The organism is Amorphoplanes friuliensis DSM 7358 (assembly GCF_000494755.1).
GTDB lineage: Bacteria > Actinomycetota > Actinomycetes > Mycobacteriales > Micromonosporaceae > Actinoplanes > Actinoplanes friuliensis.
The window spans coordinates 4818228-4832467 of the sequence record NC_022657.1 but is presented as its reverse complement, the minus strand read 5'-3'; the positions used below and the strand labels follow the sequence as shown (position 1 = coordinate 4832467).

At 71.8% G+C, this 14240-nt stretch carries 16 protein-coding genes; 3 read left to right on the top strand and 13 right to left on the bottom strand.

The window, feature by feature from the left end; translation table 11 throughout:
* Positions 1–39: 39 nt before the first annotated feature.
* Complete coding sequence (gene yiaA / locus AFR_RS22475) at positions 40–474, top strand: inner membrane protein YiaA (RefSeq protein ID WP_023363105.1); 435 nt, start codon at positions 40–42, stop codon at positions 472–474.
* Here yiaA and AFR_RS22470 read toward each other — a convergent pair.
* Genes AFR_RS22470 through AFR_RS22460 form a run of 3 tightly spaced genes read right to left on the bottom strand, consistent with a single transcriptional unit; the run spans position 460 to position 2926 of the window.
* On the bottom strand, positions 460–1191 hold the full coding sequence (locus tag AFR_RS22470; RefSeq protein ID WP_023363104.1) for an ABC transporter ATP-binding protein: 732 nt from the start codon (positions 1189–1191) through the stop codon (positions 460–462). The two genes, yiaA and AFR_RS22470, sit on opposite strands and share 15 nt — an antisense overlap.
* Positions 1164–1982 (bottom strand): ABC transporter permease, encoded by an 819-nt coding sequence (locus tag AFR_RS22465; protein WP_023363103.1) that lies wholly within the window; start codon positions 1980–1982, stop codon positions 1164–1166. Before AFR_RS22465 ends, AFR_RS22470 begins: the two co-directional genes overlap by 28 nt.
* On the bottom strand, positions 1979–2926 hold the full coding sequence (locus tag AFR_RS22460; RefSeq protein ID WP_023363102.1) for an aliphatic sulfonate ABC transporter substrate-binding protein: 948 nt from the start codon (positions 2924–2926) through the stop codon (positions 1979–1981). Before AFR_RS22460 ends, AFR_RS22465 begins: the two co-directional genes overlap by 4 nt.
* A gap of 47 nt (positions 2927–2973) precedes the next feature.
* Between AFR_RS22460 and AFR_RS22455 the strand changes: the two genes are divergently transcribed.
* A complete protein-coding gene (locus AFR_RS22455; protein WP_023363101.1) occupies positions 2974–4122 on the top strand; it encodes an LLM class flavin-dependent oxidoreductase in 1149 nt (382 codons plus the stop codon).
* On the opposite strand, the gene AFR_RS22450 is transcribed toward AFR_RS22455, so the two are convergent.
* Positions 4112–4519 carry a RidA family protein gene (locus tag AFR_RS22450; RefSeq protein ID WP_023363100.1) on the bottom strand — a complete coding sequence of 136 codons (408 nt, stop codon included), beginning with the start codon at positions 4517–4519 and terminating at the stop codon, positions 4112–4114. The two genes, AFR_RS22455 and AFR_RS22450, sit on opposite strands and share 11 nt — an antisense overlap.
* A 42-nt stretch (positions 4520–4561) precedes the next feature.
* On the opposite strand from AFR_RS22450, the gene AFR_RS22445 reads away from it, so the two are divergent.
* On the top strand, positions 4562–5179 hold the full coding sequence (locus AFR_RS22445) for a TetR/AcrR family transcriptional regulator (RefSeq protein ID WP_041841052.1): 618 nt from the start codon (positions 4562–4564) through the stop codon (positions 5177–5179).
* Between the two features lie 37 nt (positions 5180–5216).
* Here the strand turns inward: AFR_RS22445 and AFR_RS22440 are convergent, their stop codons facing one another.
* From AFR_RS22440 to AFR_RS48815, 9 genes are all read right to left on the bottom strand, one after another.
* On the bottom strand, positions 5217–6149 hold the full coding sequence (locus AFR_RS22440) for a GNAT family N-acetyltransferase (RefSeq protein WP_023363098.1): 933 nt from the start codon (positions 6147–6149) through the stop codon (positions 5217–5219).
* A gap of 149 nt (positions 6150–6298) precedes the next feature.
* Positions 6299–7624 carry an FAD-binding oxidoreductase gene (locus tag AFR_RS22435; protein WP_023363097.1) on the bottom strand — a complete coding sequence of 442 codons (1326 nt, stop codon included), beginning with the start codon at positions 7622–7624 and terminating at the stop codon, positions 6299–6301.
* Entirely contained in the window at positions 7621–8736 is a 1116-nt protein-coding gene (locus AFR_RS22430) for an acyl-CoA dehydrogenase family protein (RefSeq protein ID WP_023363096.1), read from the bottom strand. The genes AFR_RS22435 and AFR_RS22430 overlap by 4 nt, the downstream gene beginning before the upstream one ends.
* Complete coding sequence (locus tag AFR_RS22425) at positions 8733–9731, bottom strand: ABC transporter substrate-binding protein (RefSeq protein WP_023363095.1); 999 nt, start codon at positions 9729–9731, stop codon at positions 8733–8735. Before AFR_RS22425 ends, AFR_RS22430 begins: the two co-directional genes overlap by 4 nt.
* Complete coding sequence (locus tag AFR_RS22420; protein WP_023363094.1) at positions 9728–10813, bottom strand: LLM class flavin-dependent oxidoreductase; 1086 nt, start codon at positions 10811–10813, stop codon at positions 9728–9730. Before AFR_RS22420 ends, AFR_RS22425 begins: the two co-directional genes overlap by 4 nt.
* Before the next feature lie 9 nt (positions 10814–10822).
* Complete coding sequence (locus tag AFR_RS22415) at positions 10823–11779, bottom strand: ABC transporter substrate-binding protein (RefSeq protein ID WP_023363093.1); 957 nt, start codon at positions 11777–11779, stop codon at positions 10823–10825.
* A complete protein-coding gene (locus tag AFR_RS22410; protein WP_023363092.1) occupies positions 11776–12465 on the bottom strand; it encodes an ABC transporter ATP-binding protein in 690 nt (229 codons plus the stop codon). Before AFR_RS22410 ends, AFR_RS22415 begins: the two co-directional genes overlap by 4 nt.
* The gene (locus tag AFR_RS22405) at positions 12465–13331 is read right to left on the bottom strand and encodes an ABC transporter permease subunit (RefSeq protein WP_023363091.1); all 867 of its coding nucleotides are present in this window, start codon (positions 13329–13331) and stop codon (positions 12465–12467) included. Before AFR_RS22405 ends, AFR_RS22410 begins: the two co-directional genes overlap by 1 nt.
* Entirely contained in the window at positions 13328–14161 is an 834-nt protein-coding gene (locus AFR_RS48815; RefSeq protein WP_438829944.1) for a sulfurtransferase, read from the bottom strand. The genes AFR_RS22405 and AFR_RS48815 overlap by 4 nt, the downstream gene beginning before the upstream one ends.
* Positions 14162–14240 lie beyond the last annotated feature (79 nt).

The following is a 14240-nucleotide window of genomic DNA, read 5'->3' as shown; positions in this document are numbered from 1 at the left end:
TCGCAGGTCACCACCACCGAGCAGCCCCCGGAGAGAGTCATGACGAACCAGATGAAGCCCACCGCAGCCTTTGTCGGCGCCTCCTGGGCCGCGCTTGTGCTCGGGGTGGTGAGTTTTGCGGCCGGGCTGTGGAACGCGGGGATGACCCTCAGCGAGAAGGGTTTCTACGGCGCCGTGCTGGTGCTCGGGCTCTTCGCCGCGGTCTCGCTGCAGAAGGCTGTTCGGGACAGGACCGAAGGGCTGCCGGTCTCGGGGCTCTACCTGGGGCTCTCCTGGTCGGTCATCGCCCTCGCGATCGTCATGCTGGTGGTCGGGTTGTGGAACAGCGGGATGCTGCTCAGTGAGAAGGGCTTCTACGGTCTGTCCTTCGCCATGACGCTGTTCGGGGCCGTCGCCGTTCAGAAGAACGTCCGTGACGCGATGCCGAAGGTGCAGCAGCACCAGTACCGCTACGACGGCTCACCGGCCGCCTGACAGCGGTACGCCCAGACGGTCCAGGAGGCGGCGTCGGAGGGCGCCGAAGCCCGGGTCGTCCGGGGCGCGGGGGTGGTCGAGGGGGACCGCGAGTTCCTCGGCGATCCGGCCGCCGTCGAGGACCAGGGCCCGGTCCGCCAGCAGCAGCGCCTCGTCGACGTCGTGGGTGACCAGCAGGGCGGCGAAGCCGTGGCGGGCGCGGAGGCGGCCGAAGAGGTCCTGCATCTTGAGCCGGGTCAGGGCGTCGAGGGCCCCGAACGGCTCGTCCAGGAGCAGGACCCGTGGCTCGCGGACCAGCGCCCGGGCGAAGGCCACCCGCTGTGACTGGCCTCCGGACAGCTCCGCCGGCCAGGCCCGGGCGCGGTCGGCCAGACCGACCTCGGCCAGCGCCGCCGCCGTACGCGCGCGGACGTCGCCGCCGGTGACGCCCAGGCCCACGTTGTCGGCGACGCGTTTCCAGGGGAGCAGGCGGTGCTCCTGGAAGACGACCGCGTGCTCACGGGGGACCGACACCTCGCCGATGGCGTCGGGGTCGAGGCCGGCGAGAATGCGCAGCAGGGTGCTCTTGCCGGAGCCGCTGCCGCCGAGCAGGGCCACCACCTCGCCCGGGGCGACGGCCAGGTCGGCGCCGTCGAGGACCACTGCCGGGCCGAATGCACGGCGTACGCCTCGCGCGCTCACCACCGGGGTCATGCCGCTCGCAGCCCGCGACGCCATGCGAGGGCCCTCCTCTCGATTGCCCGCAGGAGCAGGTCGGACAGCAGGCCCAGGGCGGCGTACACAAAAAGGCCCAGGACCACGACGTCGGTCTGGCTGAACTCGCGGGCCTCCATCATCAGGAAGCCGATGCCGTTCTGGGTGTTGGTCTGTTCGCCGACGACCAGGCTGAGCCAGGCGGCGCCGATCGCCAGGCGCAGGCCCAGGAAGAGCGACGGCAGCGCGCCCGGCAGGATGACGTGGCGCAGACGGGCCCAGGTGCCGAGGCCGCAGGTGCGGGCCGCCTCGACCAGGCGCTCGTCGATGTCGCGGATGCCCGCGTACGTGTTGAAGTAGAGCGGGAAGAAGACGCCCAGGGCGACCAGGGTGATCTTCATCGACTCACCGATGCCGACCCAGATGATCAGCAGGGGCACCAGCGCCAGGTGGGGGAGCATCCGGGCCATCTGGACGGGCGGGTCGATGGTGTCGTCGCCGAGGCGCAGCAGGCCGGCGGTCGCGCCGAGGGCGAGGGCGAGGACGCCGCCGATGAGCAGGCCGATCGCGGCGCGGGTCAGGGAGTCGAGCAGGTGCGCGCCGAGGGTGCCGTCCGCGGCCAGGCGCCAGCCGGTCTGCAGGACCGTGCTCGGCGCCGGCAGCTTGTCGGGGGACAGCAGACCGCCGCGGGACAGGGCCTCCCAGATCACCAGGATCGCGACCGGGCTGACGATGCGCTGCCAGCGCAACCGGCGGCGCCTGGCCACGACGGGCGCGGGCGCCTCGACGGCGACGGGTGCGGCCACGGTTGTCATTGCAGCTCCGCGGTGAACTGGTCGTCGATGCGCGCCTTCATGTCGACGCTGCCGGGGATCAGCTCCAGCTTCGTGAAGCCGTCGGCGATGCCCTGCAGCTCGGCGCCGATCTCCGGTGTCAGCGGGGCGAGCGGCTGGGCGCTGCGCGCCAGCGCCCGTGCGGTCACCGCCTGATCGATCTTCAGCTCCGGAGCCAGAATCTTGGCGCGTTCCTCCGGGTTGGCGATCCCCCAGGTCGTGGTCTCCTGGTACGCGTCCAGAAACGTCCTGATCTGCGCGCCCTTCGACGTCGCGGCATCGGGGTGGACGAGGAGGTACTCGCGGTTGTTCGCCAGCCCGGTCGCGTCGGCGAGCACCTGCACACCCGGCTGCTCGGCCAGCGCGAAGTACGGGTCCCAGATGATCCACGCATCGACCTGGTCGTTGTCGAACGCGGGACGCCCCTCGGCCGGCTTGAGGTACTTCACGTTGATGTCGGCCAAAGTCATGTTGTTGGCCTCGAGGAGCTTGACCAGCAGCCAGTGCACGTTCGAGCCCTTGTTCAGCGCCACCGTCTTCCCGCGCAGGTCGGCGAAGGTCCGGTAACCCTTGGCCTGCTTGACCAGCACGGCCTCGCCCTTCGGCACCGGCTCGCTGGTGCCGACGATCGAGAACGGGATCTTCGCCGCGGCCGCGAAGATCGGCGGGGCCTCCCCGGTCTGGCCGATGTCGATGGCACCCGCCTTGAGCGCCTCGGTCAGGGCGGGCCCGCTCTCGAAGAGCGACCACTGCACGCCGGGCGCGGCGGCCTTGGCCTTGACCAGGCTGAGCCCGCCGAACCGCTGGTAGCCGACCCGCAGCGGGCCGCTGTCACCGCCGGCGGAATCGGCGTCGTCGCCGCAGCCGCCGAGGGCGACGGACACGGTCAGGGCCAGCAGGGCGGAGATCGCGCGCCGTCTATGCATGGCCGTCACTCTATCTAACCCATAGGAGATATGGGTAGGGTGTCGCCATGACCGCGCTCGACTTCCACTGGTTCCTGCCCACCAACGGCGACAGCCGCGACATCGTCGGCGGCGGGCACGGCGTCCCGGTCGGCGCGGCCGGTGGCGTCCGCCCGCTGACAATCGGTTACCTCGGCCAGATCGCCCGCAGCGCCGAGCAGCTCGGCTTCGTCGGGGCGCTGACCCCGACCGGCGCCTGGTGCGAGGACGCCTGGCTGGCCACGGCGATGCTCACCGAGGTCACCGAGCGCCTCAAGTTCCTGGTCGCGTTCCGGCCGGGTCTCGTCTCGCCGACCCTCGCGGCGCAGATGGCGTCGACCTTCCAGCGGCTCTCCGGCAACCGGTTGCTGCTCAACGTCGTCACCGGCGGCGAGTCCAGCGAGCAGCGCGCCTACGGCGACTTCCTCGACAAGGACTCCCGGTACGCCCGGACCGACGAGTTCCTCGGCATCATCCGCGCGTTGTGGCGGGGCGAGACGGTGACCCACCACGGCGAGCACCTGCACGTCGAGGAGGCCAAGCTGAGCCGCCTGCCCGACCCTGCCCCGGAGATCTACTTCGGCGGTTCCTCGAAGGCGGCCGGACCGGTCGCGGCCGACCATGCCGACGTCTATCTGACCTGGGGTGAGCCGCCGGCGCAGGTCGCACAGAAGCTCGACTGGATCAGGAGTCTCAACCCGGCCCTGCGCTTCGGCATCCGGTTGCACGTCATCGCCCGCGACACCTCCGAGGCAGCCTGGGCCGAGGCCGACCGCCTGCTGCAGGGTGTCTCGCCGGCCGACATCGAGGCCGTGCAGGCGGGGCTGCGGCGCAGCGAGTCCGAGGGTCAGCGCCGCATGCTCGACCTGCACGGCGGCAGCCGCGACGGCCTCGTCGTCTCGCCGAACCTGTGGGCCGGCGTCGGCCTGGTCCGCGGCGGCGCCGGCACCGCGCTGGTCGGCAGCCACACCGAGATCGCCGACCGCATCGCCGAGTACGCCGGCCTGGGCATCACCGAGTTCATCCTCTCCGGCTACCCACACCTGGAGGAGGCGTACTGGTTCGGTGAGGGTGTCCTGCCGGAGCTGCGCCGCCGGGGCCTGTGGAGCCACCCGGACGGCACCGGCACCACGACGCCGACGAGCATCCCCTTCGCCGGGGTCGCGGCTAGTCGATGACCGCGGTCGCCTCGATCTCGACCAGCATGTCGGGCTCGGCGAGCGTGACGACACCGATGCCCGTCAGCGGCGGCAGCGGGGTCACGCCCAGCTTCGCCGCGGCCCGGCCCGCGCCCTCCACGAAGAGCGGCATCTTGTCCTCGGTCCAGTCGACGAGGTAGACGGTCAGCTTCACGACGTTGTCGAAGGTGGCGCCGACGCCGGCCAGTGCCGTGCCGATGTTCAGGTAGCACTGCTCGACCTGGGCCGCGAAGTCGCCCTCGCCGACCTTGGTGCCGTCGGCGTCGCGGGCCACCTGGCCGGCGATGAACACCAGCTTCGACCCGGTGGCGACGGACACCTGCCGGTAGAGATCGACCTGCGGCAGTCCTGCGGGATTGACCAGTGAGATAGGCATGGGGCCAACCATAGCATTGCTATGGAATGCTAAGTTGGGTACGTGGCCAGGACCAAGGACCCCGCGGTGCGCACGCTGCTCCTCGAGCGCGCCGCCCAGATGCTCCGGGCCCGCGAGCCGATCACCCTGCGCTCGCTGGTCGCCGGCACCGGAGTGTCGACCATGGCCGTCTACACCTGGTTCGGCGACATGGACGGTGTGTGGAAGGCGCTGCGGCAGGAAGGCTTCACCCGCCTCGCCGCCCGCTTCGCCGCGTTCACGCCACCCGCGGATCCTGTCGAGGAGCTGGCCGGGCTGGTCGCCGCCTACGTCGGCAACGCCTTGGACCACCCCGACCTCTACCGGGTCATGTTCGACGCGACCGTCGACCTCGAGGACCTGCCGGCCGCCGACGCGACCCTCGAACACCTGGTCCGGGCGGCCGAGCGGGGGCGGGTCGCCGGCCGCTTCCGCGCCGACCTCGAGCCCCTCGACCTGGCCATCCGGAGCTGGGTCATCGGCCACGGCCTGGTCTCCCTGGTCACCCCCGGCCCCCTCCCGCCCGAGACCCTCACCCACGCGGTCCCGATGCTCACCGCCCTCTTCATCGGTACGGGCGACAAGCCCGAGAAGTGCCGCCGTTCGGTGGAACGGGGCTGGGCCGGCGGTCAGCCGGGCTGAGAACGCTGGGCCTCGACCAGGCCCAGCGTTCGACCGCCTAACGCCAGGTCATGTCGAGCTGGCGTTCGAAGACGACGTAACCCGCACGGGCGAACGCAGCGGCCATCGGCACGTTGCCGACGTCGGTGGCCGCCCGGATGCGGGGAACGTCCTGCGCCGCGAGCACGCGGGTGCCCTCGGCCAGCACCTCGTCCACGTACCCGTGGCCGCGCTGGTCCGGCACCACCCCGATGTACGCGATGATCGGGTTGTAGCTGTTGCGCGCCGGGATGACAAAGCCGACCGGCGTACCGTCCGGCAGCGTCGCGACCCGCCACCAGTCGTGCGGGCTGGTGTAGCGCTCGAGCTCGTCCCTGTACTGCTCCTCGGCGGCCTGGCGGGCGGTGAGCCGGGTCAGGTCGTCGCGGCTGTGGGCGTCGAGAGTGCCGTCGAGGACCAGCGTCATCAGGTCGATGAGCTCGGCGGCGTCCCGCGGCTGCCGGAACACCAGCCGCCCGGTCGCGGCCGGGATCGGCGTACCGGGGCTCCAGTGCAGGCGCAGGCGTTCGACGAACAGCTTGGCGCCCACGAGCTCGAGCGCGGCCATCCGGTGCGAGACGGCCTCCCGCGTGTTGTCGTGTTCCCGCCAGTCGCCGGGGACATACCGCGTGTACTCCGGCGGGGTGCCACCGGGCGGGACCAGCTCGGCCAGGGCCTTCTCGACCAGGCGGACGCCGTCGTCGACACTCTCGCCGATGTCGAAGACGTCCATCACGAGCGGAAGCTCGTCGCCGGGACGCGACCACCAGCCGGCGCGCGCCACGAGGCGGTCACCGCGCAGGGCCACCCACAGCCAGTGCGGCTTGCGGCGCCCCTCGGCCAGGTCGTTCGCGATCTCGTCGTTGAGCACGTACGGGAAACGGGTGAAGAGGTCGAGCTCGTCGGGCCCGGTGATCGGGCGCAGGGTCAGATCGGTGTCGTGCAGGGTCAAGGCGAAACTCCGTCTAGAACGGCGCCGAGCCCTCCGCGGACAGGGAGGGCGTGGGCGCGATGTGCGTGGCGTACATGGCTCAGTCCTCCTTCCTGGTCGTAGGTTCCGCGCAGTTGTACCGGCGGCACCCGCCGGCCCGCAACCGGTTTTCAGATCGCCTTGCCGGGGTTCAGGATCCCGTACGGGTCGAAGAGGTCCTTGAGCTGCCGTTGCAGTGCGTGGGCGGCCGGGCCGAGCTCACGGCCGAGCCACGGGCGTTTGAGAGTGCCGATGCCGTGCTCGCCGGTCAGCGTTCCGCCGAGCTTCAGCGCCAGCTCGAAGATGTCGCCGGCCGTGCGCCGGGCCAGGTCGTCGTCGGCGGTGACGATGATCGGGTGGAGGTTGCCGTCGCCGGCGTGGGCGAGCGTGCAGATCGGGACGTCGTGGCGCTCGGCGATCGCCGCGATCTGGAGGACCGCGTCGGCCAGCCGCGAGCGTGGCACCGCGATGTCCTCGATCAGCGGCCGGCCCAGCCGTTCGATCGACGGCAGGGCGAGCCGCCGCGCGGCCAGCAGATCGGTGCCGTCCGTGCTGACCTCGACCGCCACGGCCGGCTCCCGCAGCACCGCGGCCACGAGGTCGGCTTCGCCGGCGCCCTCGGTCTGCAGGATCAGCAGGGCTGCGCCGCGTGAGCGCAGCGAGGTGCCCTGGGCGGCGTCGATGGCGGTCAGGGTGGCCTCGTCGAGCAGTTCGGCGATCACCGGTTGCACCCGGGCGCCCGTGACCGCCACCGAGGCGGCCGCGGCGGTGGCGATGTCGGCGAAGGACGCCGCGATCGTGGTGGTGGCCAGGGGTGCCGGCCGCAATCGCAGAGTCGCCCGGACCACCACACCCAGGGTGCCCTCGGAGCCGACGAACAGGCCCGTCAGGTCGTACCCGGAGACGCTCTTGAGGGTTGTCGCTCCGGTGCTGATCTGGCGGCCGTCGGCGAGCACGACGTCGAGGCCGAGGACGGAGTCGCGGGTCACGCCGTATTTCGCACAGCGCAGGCCGCCCGCATTGGTGGCGATGTTCCCGCCGATCGTGGAGATCTCGTGGCTGGCCGGGTCGGGGGCGTACCGCAGGCCGTGCCCGGCGGCGGCCCGGTCCACATCGGCGGTGATGACGCCCGGCTCGACGACCACGGTCGCGTCCTCGGGGGAGAGCGCGACGATGCGGTTCATCCGTCCCAGGTCCAGGACCACCGTTCCGGTGCCTGCGGTGGACGCGCCGGTGAGGGAGGTTCCCGCACCCCGCGGCACGACCGGCGTACGGGCGTCGTTGGCCAGCCGCAGGGTGCGGCGCACGTCGGCCGCGTCGCGGGGGAACACGACGGCGGCCGGAACGCCGGACGGCGGCCACCCGGAGCGGTCGATGCTCCGGGAGACGACCACGTCCGCCTCGTCGGTCCAGTCGACGCCGGCCGCGGGCAGCCACTGCCTCGGATCGGTGGTCATCGGGCCAGCGCCGCCGTGCCGATGACCAGCAGCGCAGTGTCCTCCTGCGGTGCGTGGACCAGCGCCGACTGCACGTCCCGGAAGTGCCGCTCCAGAGGATCGGCGCGGCTCAGACCGGGGTTGCCGAGCAGACGTACGGCGAGAGTCACCGCGGCGACCGCGTGCCGGGAGGCGAGCACCCGCGCACCGAGCGCGGCGGTGCCCGGCACGTCCTCGCCCCGGTCGAAGCGGCCGGTGGCGTCGAGGATGAGCCGTTCCGCACCGGTGAGCAGCACCTCGATCTCGCCCGCGGCGGATCTGAACCGGTCGGTGCTGGCGACCGGGCGGCCCAGGTTGGCGGGCACGCGCTCGTGGGCGAAGCGGTGGAACGCCTGCTGGGCCGCCCGGGCCACACCGACGTACAGGGCGGCGAGGGGCAGGTGCAGGGCGCCGCCGGCGAGGTTGTCCTGCTGCGCCTTGGCGTCCGCCGGGACCAGGCCGAGCACGTGGTCCCGTTTCACGGGCACGTCGGCGAACGCGACGTCGTGGCTGCCGCTGGCCCGCAGGCCGAGCTGGTCCCAGGCCGGGATCACCTCGACACCGGATGAGTCGCCGGGCACCACGAACGTGCCGACACGGGGCGCGGGCTCGTCGGTGGCCGCCCAGACGAGGAAGTACGTCAGGCCGGCCGCACCCGTCACGAACCGTTTGCGCCCCGAGATCGACCAGCCCTCGGCCGTCCGCCGCGCGGTCGTCGCCGGCAGTCCACCCCGTGCCGGTGATCCGAGCTCCGGCTCGACGCGGCAGTTGTTGAGCAGCACGGGTCCCGGCCGGGCGAGCACCGAGGCGTACAGGTCCGCCGGCCAGTGCGGGTGGCGGGCCTGGAGGAGGTGCGGGAAGAGGGTCATGGACGCGATCAAGGCCACCGACGGGTCGCCGCGTCCCAGCGCGAGCAGGATCCGGGCCAGCTCCGAGACCCCGGCGCCCCTGCCCCCGTACGCCTCACCGACGGTGGCGGTGAGCAGCCCGGCCTCGTGGACCACCCGGAGGCCCTCGGCGGGGAACTCACCCGTGGCGTCGTACTTGGCCGCGGTGGTGGCGAGCGCCGCCGTGACGTCGTCGAGCTCACTCATGAGGCCGGCTCCGCCAGTTCTGCCGCGAGCTCGGTGTTGAGCCTGTCGGTCCAGATCGTGGCGACGTCGAGCTTGCCCGGGATGGCACCCAGGTCGGTGAACGCGTCCGCGACGGCCTGCTGCGACTTGATCGCCTCGGCGGACGTCGGCTGCAGCACCGTCGGCCGTTGCGCCTCCTGGTCCCGCAACTGCTGCAGCGCCTCGGCGACCGGCTGGTGGGTGCCGTCGGAGACCGCCTGGGCGTACTCCTGCTGATGCCCGTCCCGGATGTACGCGTACGCCCGGTGCAGCCGCGCGAGCAGGTCGACGACCGCGGAACTCTTCGCCGGGTCGTCGAGCAGCTTCTCGCGGGCGAGCCACTGGAAGTTGCCGGAGAGGATGTCCTTGCCCGTGCCGATGGTCCGCGCGCCGCCCTGCCGGGCCGTGATGATCGAGTTGCCGTAGGAGGCGAGCGCGTCGATCGAGCCGCTGCCCAGCGCCGCCACACCGTCCTTGGGTAGCAGCGGCGCCGCCTGGATGTCCCTCCAGCCGAGTCCGGCCTGCCTGAGTAGCTCGTAGAGGAAGTACTGGGCTGTGGTGTTCTTGACGTAACCGACCTTCTTGCCGCGCAGCCCCGCGATGTCGGTGATCGTCGAGTCCTTGCCGACGATGACCTCCTGCAGCAGGGTGCTGGCCCGCTGCACGGCGATCACCTTGATGTCGGTGCCACCCGCAGCCGCCACGAAGATCGGCGGGATCTCGCTGGCCTGCCCGACGTCGATGGCGTCGGCGGTGAGTGCCTGCATCTGCTTGTCACCGCCCGGGAAGACCGGCCATTCGACCTTGTACGGGGTGTCGTCCAGCTTGGCCACCTCGAGTGCCGCTGCGGCCTGCGCCCAGCCCGTGGCACCGACCTTCAGGGTGATCTCGTCGGAGGAAGCCGGCGACGCGGAGGAACCGCACGCGGCGATCCCGAACGCGAGTGTCAGCGCGACCAGAGCGGCGAGGCGTTTCACGAGGCCACCGCCAGCGGGGTACGCCGGGAGAGTTCCTGGCGGACGATCGGCAGCACGTAGCGCGCGTAGTCGATCGCGTCGTTGAGAGGGTCGTAACCGCGGATGGACAACAGCTCGCAGCCGATGTCCACGTAGTCGAGCAGTGCGGCGGCGACGGTCTCCGGCGAGCCGACCAGCGCGGTCGAACTCCCGGCCGCGTTGGTGGCGGTCACCAGGGGTGTCCACAGGGCCCGGTCGTGGAGCTCACCGCGGGCGGCGACGTCGAGGAGCCGCTGCGAGCCGACGTTCGCGGGCCGCTCGGTCAGCGGGTAATGCCGGGCCGACGCCGGCACGGGCGCGGCGGCCTGCACCTGACCCAGGATCCGGTGGGCCTTCTCCCAGGCCAGCTCGTCGGTCGCGGCAACGATCGGGCGGAACGACACCCAGATGCGGGGCCTCGGGCGGCCGGCGGCGTCCGCGTACTTGCCGACCGCCTCAATCTGCTGCTTCGTCTCGGCCAGGGGCTCGCCCCACAGCCCGAAGATGTCACCCCGCTGCCCGCCGACCCGGTACGCGTCCTCCGACGACCCGCCGACCGAGATCGGGATCGTGCCGTCGTACGGGCGCACGTCGGAGTGGAAGCCCTCGAACTTGTAGTACGACCCGTCGTGGCTGAACGGCTCGGTCGCGGTCCACGCCTGACGCAGCAGCTGGATGTATTCGTCGCTGCGTTCGTACCGCTGGGTCTTGGTCAGGTAGTCGCCTTCGCGGCGCTGCTCCTCGTCGCTGCCGCCGGAGATGATGTGGATCGCGAGGCGTCCCCGGCTGATCTGGTCGAGCGTGGCGAAGGTGCGCGCCGCGTGGGTGGGGAAGATGACGCCGGGGCGGTGCGCCAGCATCGGCTTGATCCGCTCGGTGTGGTTGACGACGAACTGCGCGAGCTGGTTCGCGTCCACCGCCGACGAGTGGTACGCGACCAGCGTGTAGTCGAAGCCGCCGTCATCGAGGGCGTGGGCGTACTTCCGGGCGTGGGCCGTGTCGAAGGCTGTGCCCATGCCGAAACCGGCCGAGGGGGAGATGGCGCTGATGAACTCTACGGGCATGACGGGGTCCTAACCGGCGGTGGAGAAGGCGGTGGTGTCGACGTGATCGGCGACCTTCACGTCGACCGGCAGCACGCCGACACCCCGCATCAGGTCGGAGACGGGCTGCACCTTGGCGATGACGTCGGGGGTCACCGGGAGCAGCGCGGTCGAGCCCCACGACACGACCACCTTGGCCACGTCCAGCGGTACGCCGTTCTTGTCGCTGTAGACCTGGGCGTACTCGTCGGCGTGCGTGGCAGCCCACGTGTTGGCGGTGGAGAGGCGCTTGAGGAAGTCCGCGATGGCGGCCTTGCGTTTCGGGTCGGCGAGGGACTTGTCCGAGGCGGAGATCACACCGATGCCGCTGGTGCCGCCGTCACGCCCGTCGATCAGCACCTTGGCGCCCTGGGCGACGGCGGTGGCCTGGAAGACCCCGAAGATCGCCCAGATCTCGACCTTGCCGGAGCTGAACGCGGCCTGCGCGGCGGTCGGTACGGCGTACTTGACGGTGACGTCGCTGTACTTCAGGCCGGCCTTCTGCAGCACGTTGGCGAGCAGGTAGTCGGCGATGCTGCCCCGGGCGGTGGACACCAGGATCTCCTTGCCCTTCAGCTCGGCCACCGACTTGATCGCGGAGTCCTTGCGCAGCAGGATCGCGGTGCCCTGACCGTTGGACTGCGAGGCGGCGACGAACTTGATCGGCAGGCCGCCGCTGATCGCCTGCAGCGTCGGGATGTCGGCGGCCGTGCCGGTGTCCACGTTGTTGCTCTGCATGGCCTGGAAGAGCGGCGCCGCGCCCTGGAACTCGGCCCACTTGTGGTCGAAGGAGGCGCCTTCGAGGGCGCCGGATGCCTCGAACAGCGTCTTGAGGCCGTTGGCCTGGTCGCCCAGCGTCAAGGAGACCCGGTCGGACTCGCTGTCGCCGCCGCCGCAGCCGGTGAGGGCGAGCAGCAGGGCGACGACGGGGATGAGGGCACGTCTCATGCGGAAACTCCAAGCCAGGAGAGGAGCTGCGCGCGCAGCTCCACGAAGCGCGGGTCGCCCACGTCACGGGGGCGGGGCAGGTCGACGGTGACCTCGTGGGCGATGCCGCCGTGGTCCATCACCAGGACCCGGTCGGCGAGCAGCAGGGATTCCTCGACGTCGTGGGTGACGAGGAGGATGGCGCAGTCGTGCCGGGCCCAGAGCTCGGCGACGAGTGCCTGCGCCTTGGTGCGGGTGAGGGCGTCGAGCGCACCGAACGGCTCGTCGAGCAGCAGCAGATCAGGCTCGCGGACCAGCGCCCGGGCCAGCGACACCCGCTGGGCCTCGCCGCCGGACAGCGTCTTGGGCCAGACCGTGGCCTTGTCGGTCAGCCCGACCTCGGCCAGGTAGCGCTCGGCGAGGGCCCGGTCGGGGCGTCCGGGCAGGCCCAGGACGACGTTGCGCCACACCTTCTTCCACGGCATCAGCCGCGGCGCCTGGAACGCGACGGCCCGCCGCCGCGGCACGGTGACCTCACCGCTGATCTCGAGGTCGATGCCGGCCAGGATGCGCAGCAGCGTGCTCTTGCCGCAGCCGCTGTGCCCGAGCAGGGCGACGAACTCGCCGGGGGCGATGGACAGGTCCAGCTTGTCGATGACGGCTTTCTCGCCGAACGAGCGTGTCAGCTCCGAGACCGAGACGGACATCAGGACCCCTCGAAGGATGCGCGCCACGCCAGCAGGTAGCGGATGGCGAGACGGACGATCAGGTCGGTGAAGAGGCCGAGGAACGCGTACACGATGAGGCAGACGACGATCACGTCGGTCTGGAAGAACTGCTCGGCGTTGGTCATCAGGTAGCCGATGCCCTGGCTCGCGTTGACCTGCTCGGCGAAGACCAGGGCGAGCCAGGCGCTGCCGAGGGCGTAGCGCAGGCCGACCAGGGCGTTGGGCAGCGCGCCGGGCAGGATGACGTGGCGGATCAGGCCGCCGCGTCCCAGTCCGAGGACGTTGCCGGCCTCGATCAGCTGGGCGTCGACGCCGCGGATGCCCGCGTAGATGTTGAAGTAGAGCGGGAACGTCACCCCGAGCGCCACCAGGGCGATCTTCGGCTGTTCGTCGATGCCGAACCAGATGATGAACAGCGGGATCAGGCCGACCCAGGGCAGGGTTCGCAGCATGCCGACCGTCGAGTCGACCAGGTCCTCACCGACCCGGAACAGCCCGGCGATCAGCGCGAAGAAGGTGCCGATGCTCGCGCCGATCGCAAAGCCGTAGAGCACACGTTCGCCCGAGACCGCGATCGCCGTGGGCAGCTCGCCGCTCAGGGTCATGTCCCAGGCCTTCGCCAGGACGTCGACGGGGGAGGCGAGGACTTCCGGGGGCAGGACGCCGGTGGCGCTGAGGGCGTACCAGATCGCCAGGACGCCGAGCGGTCCGAGCGCGCGGCGGACCGGGCGCGGGACCACCGGTCTGCGGTCCCGCCGGCTCGAGGGGCGCAGGGTCACCTGCTCGCGGGCGGGCAGAGCCGCCTGCGGTGGCGCTTCGGTCCGGATCAGATCCGAGGTTGTCATCGCGGGATCTCCTCACTGCCGGTGGCGATCGGGCGGTCCGGGTCGGAGGACCAGGCCGACCAGGAACCGGGGTAGAGCGCCGCGTCGAAGCCGGCGACAGCCAGGGCGGCGATCTCGTGGGCAGCGGTCACACCCGACCCGCAGTAGACGGCGACGTCGCCGGTGCCCGCGCCGAGTGCCTGGAAGCGTTCGCGCAGCTCCGCCGTCGGCCGGAACAGCGGGATCTCGCCGGTGAGGTTCGCGGTGGTCGGTGCGCTGCGGGCACCCGGGATGTGCCCGGCACGCGGGTCGATCGGCTCGACCTCACCGCGGTAGCGTTCGCCGGCCCGGGCGTCCAGGAGCACCGGGCTCGCGGCCGCCTCCTCCGCGGTGACCGTGGGCAGGTGGCCGCCGGTCAGGACGATGTCGCTGGGCGGCTGCGGTTGCGCCTGCCCGGTTGCGACGCCGTGACCCGCGGCCAGCCAGGCGGCAAGACCGCCGTCGAGGATCCGCACGTCCGGGACACCGGCCCAGCGCAGCAGCCACCAGGCCCGCGCGGCGGCCAGCCCGCCGCTGTTGTCGTAGACGACCACGCCGCGCTTGCGGGTGATGCCCCAGCGCCGGGCCGCGGTCTGCAACCGAGCGACCGAGGGCAGCGGATGACGGCCCGCGCCGGGCTCGTGCGGGCCGGCCAGGTCGGTCTCCAGATCGGCGTAGAGCGCGCCCGGCAGGTGAGCGTCGCGGTAGTGCTGCTCGCCGTCCGGGTCGCCGAGCGCCCAGCGCACGTCGAGCAGCACGGGCGGACCCGGCTCGGCCAGCCGCCGGTGCAGCTGGGCGGCCGTGATCAGCACCCCGGCCCGGTCGCCGGTGGGCTCGGCCAGGGTCGGCAGGGTGGCGGCCAGGTCGTCGTCGCCGAGCGAGCCGGCGGCG

Coding starts and splice junctions, on each gene's coding strand:
- AFR_RS22420 (WP_023363094.1), bottom strand. CDS start 10,813: ATGCCCGTAGAGTTCATCAGCGCCATCTCCCCCTCGGCCGGTTTCGGC.
- AFR_RS22430 (WP_023363096.1), bottom strand. CDS start 8,736: ATGAGTGAGCTCGACGACGTCACGGCGGCGCTCGCCACCACCGCGGCC.
- AFR_RS22465 (WP_023363103.1), bottom strand. CDS start 1,982: ATGACAACCGTGGCCGCACCCGTCGCCGTCGAGGCGCCCGCGCCCGTC.
- AFR_RS22410 (WP_023363092.1), bottom strand. CDS start 12,465: ATGTCCGTCTCGGTCTCGGAGCTGACACGCTCGTTCGGCGAGAAAGCC.
- AFR_RS22450 (WP_023363100.1), bottom strand. CDS start 4,519: ATGCCTATCTCACTGGTCAATCCCGCAGGACTGCCGCAGGTCGATCTC.
- AFR_RS22455 (WP_023363101.1), top strand. CDS start 2,974: ATGACCGCGCTCGACTTCCACTGGTTCCTGCCCACCAACGGCGACAGC.
- yiaA (WP_023363105.1), top strand. CDS start 40: ATGACGAACCAGATGAAGCCCACCGCAGCCTTTGTCGGCGCCTCCTGG.
- AFR_RS22470 (WP_023363104.1), bottom strand. CDS start 1,191: ATGGCGTCGCGGGCTGCGAGCGGCATGACCCCGGTGGTGAGCGCGCGA.
- AFR_RS22435 (WP_023363097.1), bottom strand. CDS start 7,624: ATGACCACCGATCCGAGGCAGTGGCTGCCCGCGGCCGGCGTCGACTGG.
- AFR_RS22415 (WP_023363093.1), bottom strand. CDS start 11,779: ATGAGACGTGCCCTCATCCCCGTCGTCGCCCTGCTGCTCGCCCTCACC.
- AFR_RS22405 (WP_023363091.1), bottom strand. CDS start 13,331: ATGACAACCTCGGATCTGATCCGGACCGAAGCGCCACCGCAGGCGGCT.
- AFR_RS22460 (WP_023363102.1), bottom strand. CDS start 2,926: ATGCATAGACGGCGCGCGATCTCCGCCCTGCTGGCCCTGACCGTGTCC.